Consider the following 16,407-nt stretch of genomic DNA (forward strand, 5'->3'; position numbering starts at 1 on the left):
ACAACTGTTCTGATAACAAGGTAAGTTTGATCTCATGCTGGATCCCAAATATGTACGCGCCAACCCGGAAGAGGTGGCCAATCTGCTGAAGAAGAAGGGCTACGAGTTTCCGGTGGAGCAATTTGTCGAGCTGGACAACCAGCGCAAGACTATCCAGACCGAAACCGAGACCCTGCAGAACGAGCGTAACACCCGATCGAAAGGGATCGGCAAGGCCAAGGCGGCCGGGGAAGACATCCAGCCGCTGCTGGCGGAAGTGCAGAATCTGGGCGATCAGTTGGATGCCGCCAAGGAGCGCCTGAACGAAGTCCAGGCACAGCTGGACGATCTGCTGCTGGGTGTGCCCAACATCCCGCATGACTCCGTGCCTGAGGGGGCTGACGAAGAAGACAACGTTGAAGTACGCACCTGGGGTACACCGGCTGAGCTCGACTTCGAGCCGCTGGACCATGTAGCGCTGGGCGAAAAGAATGGCGAACTGGATTTTGAAACCGCGGCCAAGCTGACCGGTTCCCGCTTTGCGGTAATGAAAGGCAAGGTGGCGCGTCTGCACCGTGCACTGACACAGCTGATGCTGGATACCCATGTCGGTGAGCATGGCTACGAAGAGATCTACGTGCCTTATATGGTCAATGCCGAATCCCTGCAGGGTACCGGCCAGCTGCCCAAGTTTGAGGAAGATCTGTTCCGCATCCCGTTCGGCGAGCGTGACTACTACCTGATCCCGACCGCTGAAGTGCCGGTGACCAACACCGTACGTGACGAGATCGTCGATGCGGCCAACCTGCCGCTGCAGTACACCTGTCATACGCCGTGTTTCCGTTCCGAAGCAGGTGCGTCCGGGCGTGATACCCGCGGCATGATCCGCCAGCACCAGTTCGACAAGGTGGAACTGGTTCACGTGGTCGAGCCGAGCAAGTCCTGGGATGCGCTCGAAGCACTGACCGGTCACGCTGAAGCGATCCTGCAGAAGCTGGAACTGCCGTACCGTGTGGTTGCACTTTGCGGTGGCGACCTGGGCTTCAGTGCTGCCAAGACCTACGACATCGAGGTGTGGCTGCCGGGTCAGGGCAAATTCCGTGAGATCTCGTCCTGCTCCAACATGGGCGATTTCCAGGCACGCCGTATGAAGGCGCGCTGGCGTAATCCGGAAACCGGTAAGCCGGAACTGGTTCACACTCTCAACGGCTCTGGTTTGGCAGTTGGTCGCACCCTCGTAGCGGTACTGGAAAACTACCAGACTGCGGAAGGCAAAGTACGTGTGCCTGAAGCGCTCCGGCCCTACATGGGTGGAGTGACCGAGCTCTAAGCTCAAACGCTTCGTTAAAGCCCCGCATTTGCGGGGCTTTTTCGTTATGGGAATGACCTCGGGCAAGCGGTCGTCAGGGCCATCGGGTATACTGGCGCGCTAGCAGTTTATTGAAAAGCGTTATCGAGGCGGCCGAGGCTAGCGGATCGCCGCCCGGGCAAAAACAGGCGAGAAAGCGGAGTTTAGTGGACTAAATGAGCATTTTATTCGCTTCGCTCACCCCTTCGGGGCCGCACTAAAGTGCGTTCAGGCAAAGCCTGTGAGCCTGTTTTTAACGCCGCATTCGGCAACGTAGATAGATATTCAACAGACTGTTTGGGTTGCATCATCGGTCTTAAGGAGCGCAGCGATGAAAACGCGTTACGATGTTCTGATAGTGGGCGGCGGTATGGTCGGCTCGGCACTGGCTTGTGCCTTGGGTGGCAGCGGTCTGTCGGTCGGTGTGCTGGAGAGCAGCCTGCCCGAAGCGTACTCGCCGGAACAGCCTCATGACCTTCGTGTGTCGGCCCTGAGCATTGCTTCAGAGCGTTTCCTTCAGAATATCGTGGCCTGGGAGGGGATCAGCTCCCGTCGCAGCTGTCCCTACAAGCGGATGAAAGTCTGGGAAAGCAGTTCGCAGCAGGGCGCGACCGAGTTCAATGCTGCCGACAGCGGCTACAGTCATCTGGGACATATTGTCGAGAACCGTGTCGTTCAGCTCGCGCTGCTTGAGCGGGTACGCCAGCTGGAAAATGTTGATTTGATCTCGCCGGCCCGAACCCGCCGCATTGACTACTCTCCCGGTGCGACGCTGGTTGAACTAGAGACTGGCGAACAGGTAGTCGGGCGTCTGGTGGTGGCGGCCGATGGCGGCGATTCCATGGTGCGCCAGGCTGCCGGCATTGGTGTTACCAAGTGGGATTACCATCAACAGGCGCTGGTGGCGGGCGTGACAACCGCCTACGGCCAGGAAGACATTACCTGGCAGCAATTTACGCCCACGGGTCCCTTGGCATTTCTGCCCTTGAGCGGACATAACGCCTCTATCGTCTGGTATAACACGCCAAACGAGGTGAAGCGGCTGCGAGCGTTGCCGGATGATATTTTCCTTGAGCAGCTGCATGCCCGCTTCCCGTCTGAGTTGGGCCAGATTAGCGAGATTCAGGGTCGCAGCAGTTTCCCGTTACGTCGTCAGCATGCCCAGCAGTATGCCCTTGAGGGGCTTGTCCTGGTAGGGGATGCCGCGCATATGATTCACCCGCTGGCCGGGCAGGGGGTCAATATCGGTTTACTGGATGCGGCTGCACTGGCTGAAGTGTTGTTGGCTGCACATGCACAGGGAGAGGCAATTGAGTCTCTGGCAACCCTGAAACGCTACGAAGAGCAGCGCCGTCGCCATAATCTGCTGATGATGCAGGTCATGGATGGTTTTTATCACGTGTTCAGCAATGATATTGCGCCCCTGAAACTGCTGCGCAATCTGGGATTGGGATTGGCTGGGCGTGTTCCTCCCGCACGCAAGCGGGTAATGGAATTTGCCATGGGAATTCGTGGTTCGGTACCTGAACTGGCACGCTGAAACAAAAATGACCGCCAGGAGCGGTCATTATCTCATGCAGAAAGGTCGTTCTGCTTAGGCGGAAGCGCTGCTGCTGGAGGCGGCGGAGGAGGCCTTGCGTGCTGCAGGCTTGGCAGCAGGTGCCGGCTTCTTCTCTTCTTCCGGTGCTTGTGCAGCTGCTTTCGGCATGAAACCGCTGAAGTCGAAACCTTTCAGATCGAAAGCGGGCAGCTCGAACTTGCTCATGTCGAAGTAGGGCAGTTCGTTCATGGACTCGATACCCTGCTCCATCAGAGAGGTGAGTTCTTCACGAACTTCGTTAAGCGCAGCAAGTTCCTGTTCAGCCGTGTTGCTCCACTTGGCTTCCTGTTCCTTGAGGAAGGTCATCTGCAATTCGAAGGCAGCCTTCGGCTCTTTCACCTCAGACAGCGCCTTGACTTGAGCCAGGCCGGCATTGACGGATTCGGTAAACAGTTCCGACTGCAGGGCGAAAATCTTTTCGGCGGCCTTGCGGTTGAGTTCAACCAGATCAGTAACCGGCTTCATCTTGTCCTGCATCTCTTTAAGCATGTTGTCGTACATAATCACTCACCTTATTTTCATGCAATTGAAACGTGTATACTGTTCCTTGTGATTACTGCGGTGCAGCAATCGCTATCCTAAGTGGTACCCGCCTGGAATTGCAATCTCATAATCTGGGCAACTGCATCATGCTTGATATGTGTCCCTGTTTGAGAGCACTGTGTGCCTGCTCATTTCAGGAGTTCACATGCTTGCAGGTCAACCCGAAAGCGGGAAAGCGCTGTCGCAGTGACTGCGGCAGCGCTGGCAAAGCATTTACTTGGCGCTTTTGGCAGCCATGTCCATCGGCTTCATGAACTTTTCCAGTTCAGCCATGAACGGCATTTCCTTGATGTCACCCAGATCAGCAACGCTCTTCTCGACCAGACCGGTCAGCTGTTCGCGGGCTTCAACCAGGGCGGCCATCTCTTTCTCAGCGACGTCGGTCAGCTTGGCTTCAACTTCTTTCAGGTATTTAACCTGCAGTTCAACAGCTGCCTTGGGCTCACGCACCTCAGAAAGAGTCTTCATCTGATTCAGGCTGGCGTTGACGAAATCAGACACGTAAGCAGACTGCAGAGCGATCAGCTTTTCGGTGGTTTTCTTGTTGATCTCGGCCATGTCCATAACAGGCTTCATGGAATCTTTCATCTTCTCGTACATGGTGTCACCTCTCAATGACGTTAACAGTGGGTGTACTGCTTTTTTGTGCATTGCAACATGGTGTTCACTGTATTGATCGCGAAATGTACTGTCAAGCATTTTTGTGCATTGCACAAAAAGATTTTATGGCCGGAAAGCCATGCAGGAGTGCATTGAACATCCGGGTAAAAGCTTCACCGTTGGCTGCTCGAACACGACAGCCGGAAGAACAGTGCATCTCTGTGATGTACCGGACTGCAATGATGACCGGGAATCGTTACAATGAGATAAAACAGTTCTCAATAGTTAATTGATAAGGCCTCTCATGCACGCAGAACTTTGTCATCCCACCTTTCGCTTCCTGCAGAGCAGGGCGGTGGAAGCCCTCAACATCGAAGTGGCCGAGTATGAACATATCGAGACCGGAGCGAGGCATTACCATATAGCCTCGGATCACGACGAAAATGTTTTCCTGGTGGCCTTTCGCACGGTGCCTGAAGATTCCCGTGGCGTTGCGCATATTCTGGAACACACGGCGCTGTGTGGCAGTGAGCGCTACCCGGTACGCGATCCCTTCTTCATGATGACGCGTCGTTCGCTGAATACTTTCATGAACGCGTTTACCAGCAGTGACTGGACGGCGTATCCCTTTGCCAGCCAGAACCGCAAGGATTTCTTTAACCTGCTGGATGTCTACCTGGACGCGACCTTCTTCTCACGCCTGGATCCGCTGGACTTTGCACAGGAGGGGCACCGGGTTGAATTTGCCGAAGCTGGCAACGCCGAATCGCCACTGGTGTACAAGGGTGTGGTCTACAACGAGATGAAAGGTGCGATGAGTTCGCCGGTGTCGACGCTTTGGCAGACTTTGACGCGCTATCTGTTCCCGACGACCACCTATCACCACAACAGTGGTGGTGAACCCGATTGCATTCCGGACCTCAGCTATGAAGACCTGATCGAGTTCTATCGCAGTCATTACCACCCCAGCAACGCCGTGTTCATGACCTTCGGTGACTTGCCGGTGGCTGAGCTGCAGCAACGTTTCGAAGACAATGCCCTGTCTCGCTTTGAGCGTCGTGATGAGGTGATTGCCGTTGATGACGAGAAGCGTTACTTCGCGCCGGTCCGCGTCGAAGAGGCGTATGCCCTGTCGCAGGACGATCTGAGCCAGTCGACCCATCATGTAATGGGATGGCTGCTACCGCGCTCCATCGATCTGGATGACCTGATGCAGGCGCATCTACTCAGTCGGGTCCTGTTGGATAACTCCAGCTCTCCGTTGCGTGCCGCACTTGAATCGACCGAGCTGGGCAGTGCCCCGTCCCCCTTGTGCGGCCTGGAAGACTCCAATCGCGAGATGGGCTTTATGTGCGGGTTGGAAGGTAGCGAGCCCGAGCACGCTGCCGCGTTCGAGCAGTTGGTAATCGATACCCTGAATACCGTTGCCGAAGAGGGTGTGCCCCAGGATATGGTTGAGGCACAACTGCACCAGTTGGAACTGAGTCAGCGCGAAATCACTGGTGACGGCTATCCTTTCGGCCTGCAGCTGATCCTGGCGTCCATGCCGGCCGCTATTCACCGTGGCAATCCGATCGGCGTGCTGGATATTGATCCGGCGCTTGAGAAGCTGCGCGAACAGATCAAGGACCCGCAGTTCATTCCGGGGCTGATTCGACGCTGGCTGCTCGACAACCCTCACCGTGTCCGTCTGACGTTGCGACCGGACGCCGAACTGGCTGATCGACGTGACGCAGCTGAAGCCTCACGACTGGAGCAGATCAAGTCGACCCTGAATGATGAGCAAAAGCAGGCGGTCATCGAACAGGCGGAAGCGTTGGAAGCACGCCAGCAGCAGGTGGATGATGACAGTATTCTGCCTTGCGTAACACTGGAAGACGTTCCGGCCGAACTGCATCTGCCAACCGCCGCTGACCTGGCGCAGGGTAAGCTCGACACGACCTGGTTCAGTGCCGGTACCAATGGCTTGGTATACCAGCAGGTCATTCTGGACCTGCCGCAACTCAGCGAGCAGGAACAGGCATTGCTGCCGTTGTATACCTACTGCTTGACCGAGCTCGGCTGCGGCGAGCGTGATTACCGTGCCAATCAGGCCTACCAGAGCCAGATCACGGGTGGCCTGAGTGCCTATACCAGCCTGCGTGGCGGCGTGGATGACGAGCAGCGTGTGGCCGGTTATCTGGTGATGTCGGGCAAGGCGTTGAGCGTCAACAGCGACAAGCTGACAGCGTTGATGGCGGAAACGCTGGAGCAGGCGCGTTTTGACGAGCAGTCACGCATTCGTGAGATCGTGGCGCAGCAGCGCGCACGGCGTGAGCAGGGCATCACAGGCTCAGGACACGCCCTTGCAATGATGGCGGCTACCGCCCAGTTTGCACCGGTTGCACGCTTCAGCCATTTGACGCGTGGCCTCGAGGGCGTACGCCGCGTCAAGGTACTCGATAAGCAGGTGCAGGACACGGATGCGCTGGCCGCGCTGGCCGGTGAACTGGCTGCGCTGCATGAACGGATCAAGGTGGCGCCACGCCGCTACCTGCTGGTGGCGGAAGAGGAGCATCAGCAGGCGATGCTGGAGCAGCTGAACCAGTACTGGGGTGGGTTGTCGACTGCCGAGAGCTTTGCACCACTGTCACTGTCATCGACCCGCGAGGGCGTCAAGCAGCTCTGGTTAACCAGTACCCAGGTGAATTTCTGTGCCTGTGCTTTCCCGACGGTGCCGACCGGTCATGAGGATGCAGCCGCACTGACAGTACTGGGTGACTTCCTGCGCAACGGCTATCTGCACCGGGCTATCCGTGAAAAAGGTGGTGCTTATGGTGCTGGTGCCGGGCAGGATAACGGCGATGCAGTGTTCCGTTTCTTCTCCTACCGTGACCCGCGCGTAGAGGGAACGCTGGATGATTTCGTTCAGGCCGTTGATTGGCTGGCAAGCTGCAAAGATGAGCAGCAGCGCCTGCAGGAAGCGATTCTGGGTGTGATTAGTTCCATGGATAAGCCCGGTTCTCCGGCCGGTGAAGCCAAATCCACCTATCACAGCAGCCTCTTTGGACGTACGCCTGAAGTGCGTCAAGCGTTCCGTCAACAGATACTGGCGGTAACCCTGGATGACCTCAAGCGTGTAGCCAGCACCTATCTGCAGCCTGAGCGGGCCAGTGTGGCTGTTGTGACCAGCCAGAAAACAGCTGAGTCCCTGCCGGCCGATTTCGAACGCATCGAAATCTGACCAGCCCTCACCCTGTGATAAGGCCACCTGGAGCACCAGGTGGCCTTTTTGTGTTTGGAGATATGTGTGACTGCGAATCCTTTGTTGCAGGGTGCCCTGTTGATTCTGCTGTCGGAATGGATGCTGGTAGCCAGTGGCATCATCATCCGCCAGTTGAGTGACAGTCTGCCGACCGAAGTACTGGTTTTCCTGCGCAACAGCCTGGGGTTGGTGTGGCTGCTGCCCTGGATTATTCGTCGCGGGCGAAGAGAGCTTCCGACACGGCGAATCCATCTGCATTTGGTTCGGGCTTTGGTGGGTATTACGGCAATGTCCTGCCTGTATTACGCCTGGGCCAACCTGCCATTAGGGCAGGCCGCTCTTCTGAAGCAAACATCACCTTTCTTTGTGCCACTGATCGCTTTTATCTGGCTGCAGGAGCGCATCGGGGGTGCTGTGCGCTGGGCCATCCTGATGGGCTTTCTCGGTGTGATGCTGATTCTGCAGCCGGGTGCAGGCGCGTTGGAGTGGGGCATGCTGATCGCTTTGGCGGGTGCAGCGCTGGGGGCTACGGCAAAAGTGTGCATCCGCGCCATGCGCACAACAGAATCACCGCAGCAGATCGTGTTTTATTTTGCACTTTTCGGCTCGTTTTTTGCGGCACTTCCTGCCTGGATGAACTGGGTGACGCCTCAAGGGTATGACTGGCTCTGGCTGATGGCGCTGGCCGCCGCTTCCACGTTGGCTCAGCTGTTGTTGAGTCGCGCCTATGGCCTGGCCGGTGCAGGTACGCTGGGTCCTTTTACCTATGCGTCGATTCCATTCGCGGCTATAGCGGGGTGGTGGATCTGGGATGAGGCGTTAAGCATTGCGACGTTGGCGGGAATGGGCCTGATCGTGGCCGGCGGGTTGCTAGTACTGAAAAGAAAGGGGTAGGGCAGGTAATTCGGATATAAAAAAACCCGGGCAATGCCCGGGTTTTTACTATCGAGTCTTCAGCTATTACTTCTTGAAGCCGTCGATGATCTGGTTGAAGGTAGCGCTTGGACGCATGACCTTGGCAACGTTTTCCAGGCTGGCGTGGTAGTAACCATCCAGTTCGGCCGGCTTGCCTTGAGCTTCGATGAACTCAGCAATGATTTTCTGTTCGTTTGCACTCAGTGCTTCAGCCAGCGGCTTGAACTCGGCTGCCAGTTCGGCATCTTCGGTCTGAGCGGCCAGTTCCTGAGCCCAGTACAGCGCCAGGTAGCAGTGGCTGCCACGGTTATCCAGTTCGCCGACCTTACGTGACGGAGACTTGCCGTTTTCCAGCAGGGTCTCGGTAGCCTTGTCCAGCGCTTTGGCCAGAACACGCGCGCGCGGGTTGTCCTGCTTGATGCCCAGCTCGTCCAGAGAAACGCCCAGTGCCAGGAATTCACCCAGGGAATCCCAGCGCAGGTGGTTTTCCTGCTCAACCTGCTGTACGTGCTTCGGTGCGGAACCGCCAGCACCGGTTTCGTACATGCCGCCGCCGGCCAGCATCGGAACGATGGACAGCATCTTGGCAGAAGTACCCAGCTCCATGATCGGGAACAGGTCGGTCAGGTAGTCACGCAGTACGTTACCGGTAACGGAGATGGTGTCCAGACCACGGATCATGCGCTCCATGGAGAAGCGGATCGCTTCGTTGTAGGACATGATGTGGATTTCCAGACCATCGGTGTCGTGCTCTTTCAGGTATTCCTTGACCTTCTTGGTCAGCTCCAGGTCATGTGCACGTTCCTGGTCCAGCCAGAAAACGGCCGGGGTCTCGGACTGACGGGAGCGGTTAACAGCCAGCTTGACCCAGTCGCGGATTGCCGCGTCCTTGGTCTGGCAGGCACGCCAGATATCACCTTTTTCAACGTCGTGCTGCATCAGGACGTTACCGGCAGCATCGACAACGCGCATTACGCCGTCAGCCTGGACTTCGAAAGTCTTGTCGTGAGAACCGTATTCTTCGGCTTTCATCGCCATCAGACCAACGTTGGGTACAGTACCCATGGTAGTCGGATCGAAAGCGCCGTTGGTCTTACAGAAGTTGATCACTTCCTGGTAGATGCGCGCGTAGGTAGACTCAGGCATTACCGCCTTGGTGTCTTTCTGCTTGCCGTCGCGACCCCACATCTGACCGGAGTTGCGGATCATGGCCGGCATTGAGGCGTCAACAATAACGTCAGACGGGATGTGCAGGTTGGTGATGCCTTTGACGGAATCAACCATCGCCATTTCCGGACGGTGCTCGTAGCAAGCGTGGATCGCTTCTTCAATCTCATCCTGCTTGGACTGCGGCAGAGTCTTGATCTTCTCGTAAACGCTGCTCATGCCGTTGTTCGGGTTAACGCCGAGCTCGTCGAACAGTTCACCGTACTTGTCGAACACTTCGCGGTAGAAAACGCGTACTGCGTGGCCAAATACGATCGGGTGAGACACCTTCATCATGGTCGCCTTGACGTGCAGAGACCACATTACGCCGGACTCTTTGCAGTCCTGCAGAGTGTCTTCGAAGAAGGCATCCAGCGCCTTGGCGCTCATGCACATGCTATCCAGTACTTCACCTTTCTCCAGGCTCAGCTCTTTCTTGACTTCCGGCTGGCCGCCGTTGGCTACGAACTCGATGCGCACATCGCCGGCATCTGCCATGGTGATGGATTGTTCGCTGGAGAAGAAGTCGCCTTCACGCATGTAGTCAGCGTGAGAGCGGGAAGCCTTGCTCCACTTGCCCATGGAGTGCGGGAACTTGCGCGCGAAGGCTTTAACGGCAGCCGGTGCGCGACGGTCAGAGTTACCCTGGCGCAGAACCGGGTTTACCGCGCTACCCAGAATCTTGGAGTAGCGAGCATTGGCATCCTTCTGCTCGTCAGTCTGCGGATTGTCAGCGTACTCGGGAATGTCGTAACCCTGGCCCTGCAGCTCCTTGATGGCAGCGCGCAGCTGGGGAACGGAAGCACTGATATTCGGCAGCTTGATGATGTTGGCTTCCGGGTCCTTGGTCAGCTCGCCCAGTGCCGCCAGGCCATCTTCAACGCGCTGATCTTCGGTCAGGCGCTCGGGGAAGGCGGCCAGGATACGGCCAGCCAGAGAAATGTCGCTCAGATCCACTTCGATGTCAGCGGTAGAGGCGAAGGTGCGTACGATCGGCAGCAGCGATGCGGTCGCCAGTGCCGGTGCTTCATCAGTAAGGGTGTAGATGATTTTTGATTTTGTAGGCATGTTTTTCCCCGAAATGATTTATGGCTGGATTGCCAAAGGCTCATTCGAGCGATGGATAATCGCTCTGCGCTGTCCAGATAAGAGCCCGGCGCTTGTAAAACGGCTACAAATTATAATGCCTGAATGTGTGATTTCCTACCCGGGGAGTATCGACTTAGGGCTAACGAAGATCGATTTTGACCTTTTTAGCGGCAACGCTGTGTTGTAGTACTATAACAGCCAGGGGTTGCTTCATAATGGAATAAGCTGCCTCCGCCCCCTTTTTTGTAGGAAATATGTCATGGAAATAAGCCAGCAAGTATGCCCGTACTGCGGCTCCTCAGACCTTGTTTTTTCTGAAGACGAGCAGGGTCGGTGCTTTCTGGGCTGCGACCAGTGCGGTGCCCGTGGGCCGGGCGCTCCCAGCCAACAGGAAGCCAGCCTTCAGCCCGGCTTTGGCAGTGAAAGCCTGTTGAGAACCGTCATCGATGAATCACCGGATATCATCATGCTGAAGGACTGGGATGGCCATTTCCTGATCTGTAATCGCGCTTTGGCGCGCCTCTACGGCTCAACGCCGGAGGAAATGGTTGGCAAGACGGACGCGGATTACAACCCGGATGCCGAACAGGTGCGGTTTTATCGGGAAAATATCCAGACAGTAATGCGCGGCGGCGAGCTGGAAATCGTCGAAGAAACGTCGACAGATGCCAGCACGGGCGAGGTGCGCTATTTTCAGTCGATCAAAAAGCCACTGAAGGGGCCAGATGGCAGTGATCGCATTCTGATCATCGCGCACGATGTGACAGAGCTAAGGTGTGCCTATCAGCTGATTGAAGAGAAGGAAAAACGCTACGCCTATGCCATGGAGGCGGCAGGCGAGGGAATCTGGGACTGGGATATTCGTAATAACCGTGTTCGTCACAACCCCAAGTGGTGCGAGTTGCTGGGCCTGGATGACAAGTTGCTCATGCACGATATGACGGTATTGGCGAATCTGATCCATCCGGATGATAGAAACAGTATGATGACAGCGGTACAGCATGCACTGGACGGCGCTGGTGAATATACGCATGAACACCGAATGCTGTGTAACGATGGTCGCGAAATCTGGGTGTATGACCGAGGCCGGGTCGTCGAATACTCGGGCTCCGGTGAACCCGTGCGCATGGTGGGCAGTATTTCGGATGTGACCATGCGCAAGGAAGTAGAACAACGTCTGGCGGAAACCAACCGGATAATAGAAGCCAGTAATGAGCAGCTGGAGCGCCAGGTGGCTGAGCGTACTGCTGAACTGGCCAGCTTGAACCGGGAGCTGCAGCAGTTGGCTCGGAAGGACGCACTCACGGGGATTGGCAATCGATTCCAGTTACAGGACTGGCTGGTCGGTCAGACACTGGACAGCACGACGGCGCTGGTCATGATGGATATCGACCACTTCAAGCATGTCAACGATCAGTATGGCCACAAGTGTGGTGATCAGGTGCTGAAGGCGGTGGCCAAGTGTTTGTCGGGCCATGTTCGCCAAGGTGATCTGGTAGCCCGTATTGGCGGAGAGGAGTTTCTGCTGGTTCTGGGCGGTATCTCCCTGCCGCAGGCTATAGCCGTGGCAGAGCAGCTACGCAGCAAGATTGAAGAATTGGTGGTCCTGCCTGATGGTTTGGGTGTCACGGCCAGTTTTGGCGTTACTATGGTGGCGGCGGAGGGGTTTGATCAGGCCTGGTCGATCGCGGATACGGCGCTGTATCAGGCCAAGCGGGAAGGACGCAACCGAGTGGTTGCGTCCATTCCAGGTTAGCCTTCTTCCGGCTCATAACCCAGGTTGGGTGCCAGCCAGCGTTCAGCTTCATCCATGCTCATGCCCTTGCGCTTGGCATAGCTTTCCACCTGATCTTCACTGATCTTGGCTACGCCGAAGTAGCGTGAGTCCGGGTGGCTAAAGTACCAGCCACTGACGGCAGCGGTCGGCAGCATGGCAAAGCTGTCGGTCAGCGTCATGCCGGCGTTGTGCTCCACATCAAGCAGTTCCCAGAGCAATGCCTTTTCGGTGTGATCAGGACAGGCCGGATAGCCCGGTGCCGGGCGGATACCTTGATATTGCTCACGGATAAGGCCTTCGTTGTCCAGGTTCTCGTCTGCAGCATAGCCCCAGAACTCGGTGCGCACGCGCTGATGCAGACGCTCGGCAAAGGCTTCTGCCAGGCGGTCAGCCAATGCCTTGATCATGATGCTGTTGTAGTCGTCGTGATCAGCTTCATACTGCTCGACCAGCTTGTCGATGCCGATGCCCGCGGTCACTGCAAAGGCGCCCACATAGTCCTGAACGCCGGAATCCTTGGGAGCCACGTAGTCGCTGAGGCAGTGGTTGTAGCGGCCTTCCACTTTCTGTGTTTGCTGGCGCAGGTGGTGCACCTTCATCCGGACCTGTTCGCGGCTGTCGTCGGTATAGATCTCGATATCATCATGACCAGTACTGTTGGCCGGGAAGAGACCGATGACGCCACGGGCGCGCAGCTTCTTGTTGTCGATGATATCGCGCAGCATCAGTTTGGCGTCTTCATACAGCTTACGGGCTTCCGTACCCACGACCTCATCGTCGAGAATGCGCGGGAAGCGACCTGCCAGTTCCCAGGACTGGAAGAAGGGGGTCCAGTCGATGCACTGGCTCAGCTCTTCCAGGTCGTAGTCTTCAAATACCTGAATGCCGGGTTTGACCGGTACGGGTGCTGCATAGCCGTCCCACTCGATCGGCTGACGGTTGGCGCGAGCGGCTTCCAGCGTGACACGACGCTGGTCGTGCTGGCGGGCCGCATGACGTTCACGTACTGCTTCGTACTCTTCCTGTATCTCTTTGATAAAACTTTCTTTCTTGGTAGCAGAGAGCAGGGAGGAAGCAACACCTACAGAGCGGGAAGCGTTGGTAACGTGGACCACCTGGTTGTTCTTGTAGTTGGGTTCGATCTTGACTGCCGTGTGCGCCTTGGAGGTGGTCGCGCCACCGATCAGCAGCGGGATATCGAAGCCCTGGCGCTGCATCTCCTTGGCGACATGGACCATTTCGTCCAGTGACGGCGTGATCAGGCCGGACAGGCCGATGATGTCAGCGTTTTCCTCGCGGGCAGTCTGCAGGATCTTCTCTGCTGGCACCATGACGCCCAGGTCGACAATCTCGAAGTTGTTACACTGCAACACCACGCCAACGATATTCTTGCCGATGTCGTGCACGTCACCCTTAACGGTGGCCATAATCACCTTGCCGGCTGAGCTGCTTTCGTTGCCCTGTTTTTCCTCTTCGATGAAAGGCATCAGGTAGGCCACGGCCTTTTTCATCACGCGGGCAGATTTCACCACCTGCGGCAGGAACATCTTGCCGGCGCCGAAGAGGTCACCGACGATACCCATGCCGTCCATTAGCGGACCTTCAATTACCTGTAGCGGGCGCTCGTAGTTGTGACGACACTCTTCCACGTCTTCATCGACGTAGTCGGCAACGCCCTTGACCAGCGCATGGGCCAGGCGCTTGTTGACGTCCCAGGTGCGCCATTCCAGATCCTGCTTGACCGAAGATTCAGAAGCACCGCCGCGGTATTTCTCGGCCAGCTCCAGCATCCGTTCGGTGCCGTCCTCGCGGCGGTTCAGCACAATATCTTCAACATGTACGCGCAGCTCTTCAGGCAGATCATCGTAGATCGCCAGCTGACCGGCGTTCACGATGCCCATGTCCATACCTTGCTTGATGGCGTGGTAGAGGAATACGCAGTGGATTGCTTCACGCACCTTGTCGTTGCCGCGGAAGGAGAAGGAGACGTTGGACACGCCGCCGGAGACCTTGGCATAGGGCAGGTGCTGCTTGATCCAGCCGGTAGCGTTGATGAAGTCGTTGGCGTAGTTGTTATGCTCTTCGATACCGGTCGCGATGGCGAAAATGTTGGGGTCGAAGATGATGTCTTCCGGCGGGAAGCCGACTTTGTCCACCAGTACACGGTAGGAACGTTCGCAGATCTCGATCTTGCGCTCGTACGTATCAGCCTGTCCGGTCTCATCGAACGCCATCACTACCACGGCGGCGCCGTAGTGACGGATCTTGCGCGCCTGGGCGATAAAGTTCTCTTCACCTTCCTTGAGGCTGATGGAGTTAACTACACCCTTGCCCTGGATGCGCTTGAGGCCTTCTTCCATCACGTTCCACTTGGAAGAGTCGAGCATGATCGGTACACGCGAGATATCGGGCTCGGACGCGATCAGGTTAAGGAAGCGGATCATCGCCGCTTCGGCATCCAGCATCCCTTCATCCATGTTGATGTCGATGATCTGGGCACCGTTCTCCACCTGTTGACGGGCCACTTCCAGCGCGGTTTCGTAGTCGCCTTCCTTGATCAGGCGACGGAACTTGGCGGAACCGGTCACGTTGGTGCGCTCACCGACATTGACGAACAGGGTGTCGGCCCCGATGTTCATCGGCTCCAGGCCGGACAGGCGGCACTCAACGGCGATTTCGGGAATCTGGCGTGGTGCCTGGTCCAGCAGGGCTTCTCGAATGACACGGATATGCTCTGGTGTGGTACCGCAGCAACCGCCGACGATGTTGACGAAGCCGGACTGGGCCCACTCGCGGATCTCTTCGGCCATCTGCTCAGGTGTTTCATCGTAGCCACCAAAGGCATTGGGCAGACCGGCGTTGGGATGCACGGAGACAAAGGTATCGGCCACGCGGGACAGCTCTTCCACGTACTGGCGCAGCTCCTTCGGACCCAGGGCGCAGTTCAGACCGATACTGATCGGGCGGGCGTGGCGTACGGAGTTCCAGAATGCCTCGGTGGTCTGGCCAGACAGCGTACGACCTGAAGCGTCGGTAATGGTACCGGAGATCATTACCGGCAGGCGGATGTCATGCTGGTCGAAATAGTGCTCGATCGCGTAGATGGCGGCTTTGGCGTTCAGGGTGTCGAAAATGGTCTCGATCAGGATGATCTGGGCGCCACCCTCGATAAGACCGTCGATGGATTCGGTGTAGGCCTCGAACAGCTGGTCAAAGGTTACGTTACGGAAGCCCGGGTCATTCACGTCTGGAGAGATGGAGCAGGTACGGTTGGTCGGACCCAGCACCCCGGCTACATAACGCGGACGATCAGGTGTCTTTGCGGTCATGGCATCGGCGGCTTCGCGGGCGAGGCGAGCGGCGGCCACGTTGATCTCGCGACTCTGCTCTTCCATCTCGTAATCGGCCATGGCGATACGGGTGGCGTTGAAGGTGTTGGTTTCGATGATATCAGCACCACCTTCAAGGTAGGCGGTATGGATGTCACGGATCATATCTGGCTGGGTCAGCACCAGCATGTCGTTATTGCCTTTGACATCCAGATGCCAATCGGCAAAACGCTCGCCACGAAAATCCGCTTCGGTCAGCTGACGCTCCTGGATCATGGTGCCCATGCCGCCATCGAGCATCAGGATACGTTGGTTCAGAGAGTGACTGAGTTGCGCATGCAGATTGTTGTCGTTCACGTGTACATCCATTAGTGACCTTTTTAAAGATGACGCATTGTAGTCCAAATGGCACCGGATTTGCCTGAGTGCTGGTCATACATGATTGAAAATATTTAAAGTTTGCTACGGCGCGTGGGAGATTGGTGGTGGTGACCGGGCAGTATCGCCGTGCCCGTTGCGGGTTTGTGTCTGCCCTGGATGCGCGGCATATAGGCTAATTGATAGCCGTTTGGCCGGAGATGACCCGGTTTGCTGGAGGCATGGCTAATGTACTGTCAGTCAAACCAAGGCTTTCCCTTATTTTATTGCCGTATGTTGACAGTAATCATGCATCTCTTTGTTGCACCGAATTCTCACGGCTCATACCAAAGTACAGGGGAAACCACTTAAAGCTTTGAAATATATAGGATTAATGTTCGTTTTAAGTATCTAGTAAGC

Annotated in this window: 9 protein-coding genes; 5 read left to right on the forward strand and 4 right to left on the reverse strand. The window is 56.6% G+C overall.

The window, feature by feature from the left end; genetic code table 11:
• The first annotated feature begins 34 nt into the window (after positions 1–34).
• Together serS and ABD013_RS04570 are read left to right on the forward strand one after the other, a co-directional pair.
• Positions 35–1,309, forward strand: coding sequence for a serine--tRNA ligase (gene serS / locus ABD013_RS04565; RefSeq protein ID WP_343802927.1), 1,275 nt, complete (start codon positions 35–37; stop codon positions 1,307–1,309).
• A gap of 349 nt (positions 1,310–1,658) precedes the next feature.
• Complete coding sequence (locus tag ABD013_RS04570) at positions 1,659–2,867, forward strand: UbiH/UbiF/VisC/COQ6 family ubiquinone biosynthesis hydroxylase (protein ID WP_343802930.1); 1,209 nt, start codon at positions 1,659–1,661, stop codon at positions 2,865–2,867.
• Positions 2,868–2,921: 54 nt separating this feature from the next.
• On the opposite strand, the gene ABD013_RS04575 is transcribed toward ABD013_RS04570, so the two are convergent.
• Entirely contained in the window at positions 2,922–3,428 is a 507-nt protein-coding gene (locus tag ABD013_RS04575) for a phasin family protein (protein WP_343802933.1), read from the reverse strand.
• A 255-nt stretch (positions 3,429–3,683) separates the two neighbouring features.
• Entirely contained in the window at positions 3,684–4,070 is a 387-nt protein-coding gene (locus ABD013_RS04580) for a phasin family protein (protein WP_343802936.1), read from the reverse strand.
• Between the two features lie 304 nt (positions 4,071–4,374).
• Here ABD013_RS04580 and ABD013_RS04585 point away from each other — a divergent pair, with 304 nt between their 5' ends.
• Together ABD013_RS04585 and ABD013_RS04590 are read left to right on the forward strand one after the other, a co-directional pair.
• Complete coding sequence (locus ABD013_RS04585) at positions 4,375–7,293, forward strand: insulinase family protein (protein ID WP_343802939.1); 2,919 nt, start codon at positions 4,375–4,377, stop codon at positions 7,291–7,293.
• 66 nt (positions 7,294–7,359) lie between these two features.
• Positions 7,360–8,208 (forward strand): DMT family transporter, encoded by an 849-nt coding sequence (locus ABD013_RS04590; protein ID WP_343802942.1) that lies wholly within the window; start codon positions 7,360–7,362, stop codon positions 8,206–8,208.
• A gap of 66 nt (positions 8,209–8,274) precedes the next feature.
• On the opposite strand, the gene ABD013_RS04595 is transcribed toward ABD013_RS04590, so the two are convergent.
• On the reverse strand, positions 8,275–10,503 hold the full coding sequence (locus tag ABD013_RS04595) for an NADP-dependent isocitrate dehydrogenase (protein ID WP_343802944.1): 2,229 nt from the start codon (positions 10,501–10,503) through the stop codon (positions 8,275–8,277).
• Between the two features lie 280 nt (positions 10,504–10,783).
• On the opposite strand from ABD013_RS04595, the gene ABD013_RS04600 reads away from it, so the two are divergent.
• Positions 10,784–12,280, forward strand: a complete 1,497-nt coding sequence (locus ABD013_RS04600) for a diguanylate cyclase (RefSeq protein ID WP_343802947.1) — start codon at positions 10,784–10,786, stop codon at positions 12,278–12,280.
• Here the strand turns inward: ABD013_RS04600 and metH are convergent.
• Complete coding sequence (metH, locus tag ABD013_RS04605) at positions 12,277–15,999, reverse strand: methionine synthase (protein ID WP_425543385.1); 3,723 nt, start codon at positions 15,997–15,999, stop codon at positions 12,277–12,279. The two genes, ABD013_RS04600 and metH, sit on opposite strands and share 4 nt — an antisense overlap.
• Positions 16,000–16,407: the final 408 nt, after the last annotated feature.

Source organism: Marinobacterium maritimum (genome assembly GCF_039523155.1).
Lineage (GTDB): Bacteria > Pseudomonadota > Gammaproteobacteria > Pseudomonadales > Balneatricaceae > Marinobacterium > Marinobacterium maritimum.

Bases quoted from the DNA above. Each gene is read 5' to 3' on its own strand.
- serS (WP_343802927.1), top strand. From the start codon at position 35: ATGCTGGATCCCAAATATGTACGCGCCAACCCGGAAGAGGTGGCCAAT.
- ABD013_RS04570 (WP_343802930.1), top strand. From the start codon at position 1,659: ATGAAAACGCGTTACGATGTTCTGATAGTGGGCGGCGGTATGGTCGGC.
- ABD013_RS04575 (WP_343802933.1), bottom strand. From the start codon at position 3,428: ATGTACGACAACATGCTTAAAGAGATGCAGGACAAGATGAAGCCGGTT.
- ABD013_RS04580 (WP_343802936.1), bottom strand. From the start codon at position 4,070: ATGTACGAGAAGATGAAAGATTCCATGAAGCCTGTTATGGACATGGCC.
- ABD013_RS04585 (WP_343802939.1), top strand. From the start codon at position 4,375: ATGCACGCAGAACTTTGTCATCCCACCTTTCGCTTCCTGCAGAGCAGG.
- ABD013_RS04595 (WP_343802944.1), bottom strand. From the start codon at position 10,503: ATGCCTACAAAATCAAAAATCATCTACACCCTTACTGATGAAGCACCG.
- ABD013_RS04600 (WP_343802947.1), top strand. From the start codon at position 10,784: ATGGAAATAAGCCAGCAAGTATGCCCGTACTGCGGCTCCTCAGACCTT.
- metH (WP_425543385.1), bottom strand. From the start codon at position 15,999: ATGGATGTACACGTGAACGACAACAATCTGCATGCGCAACTCAGTCAC.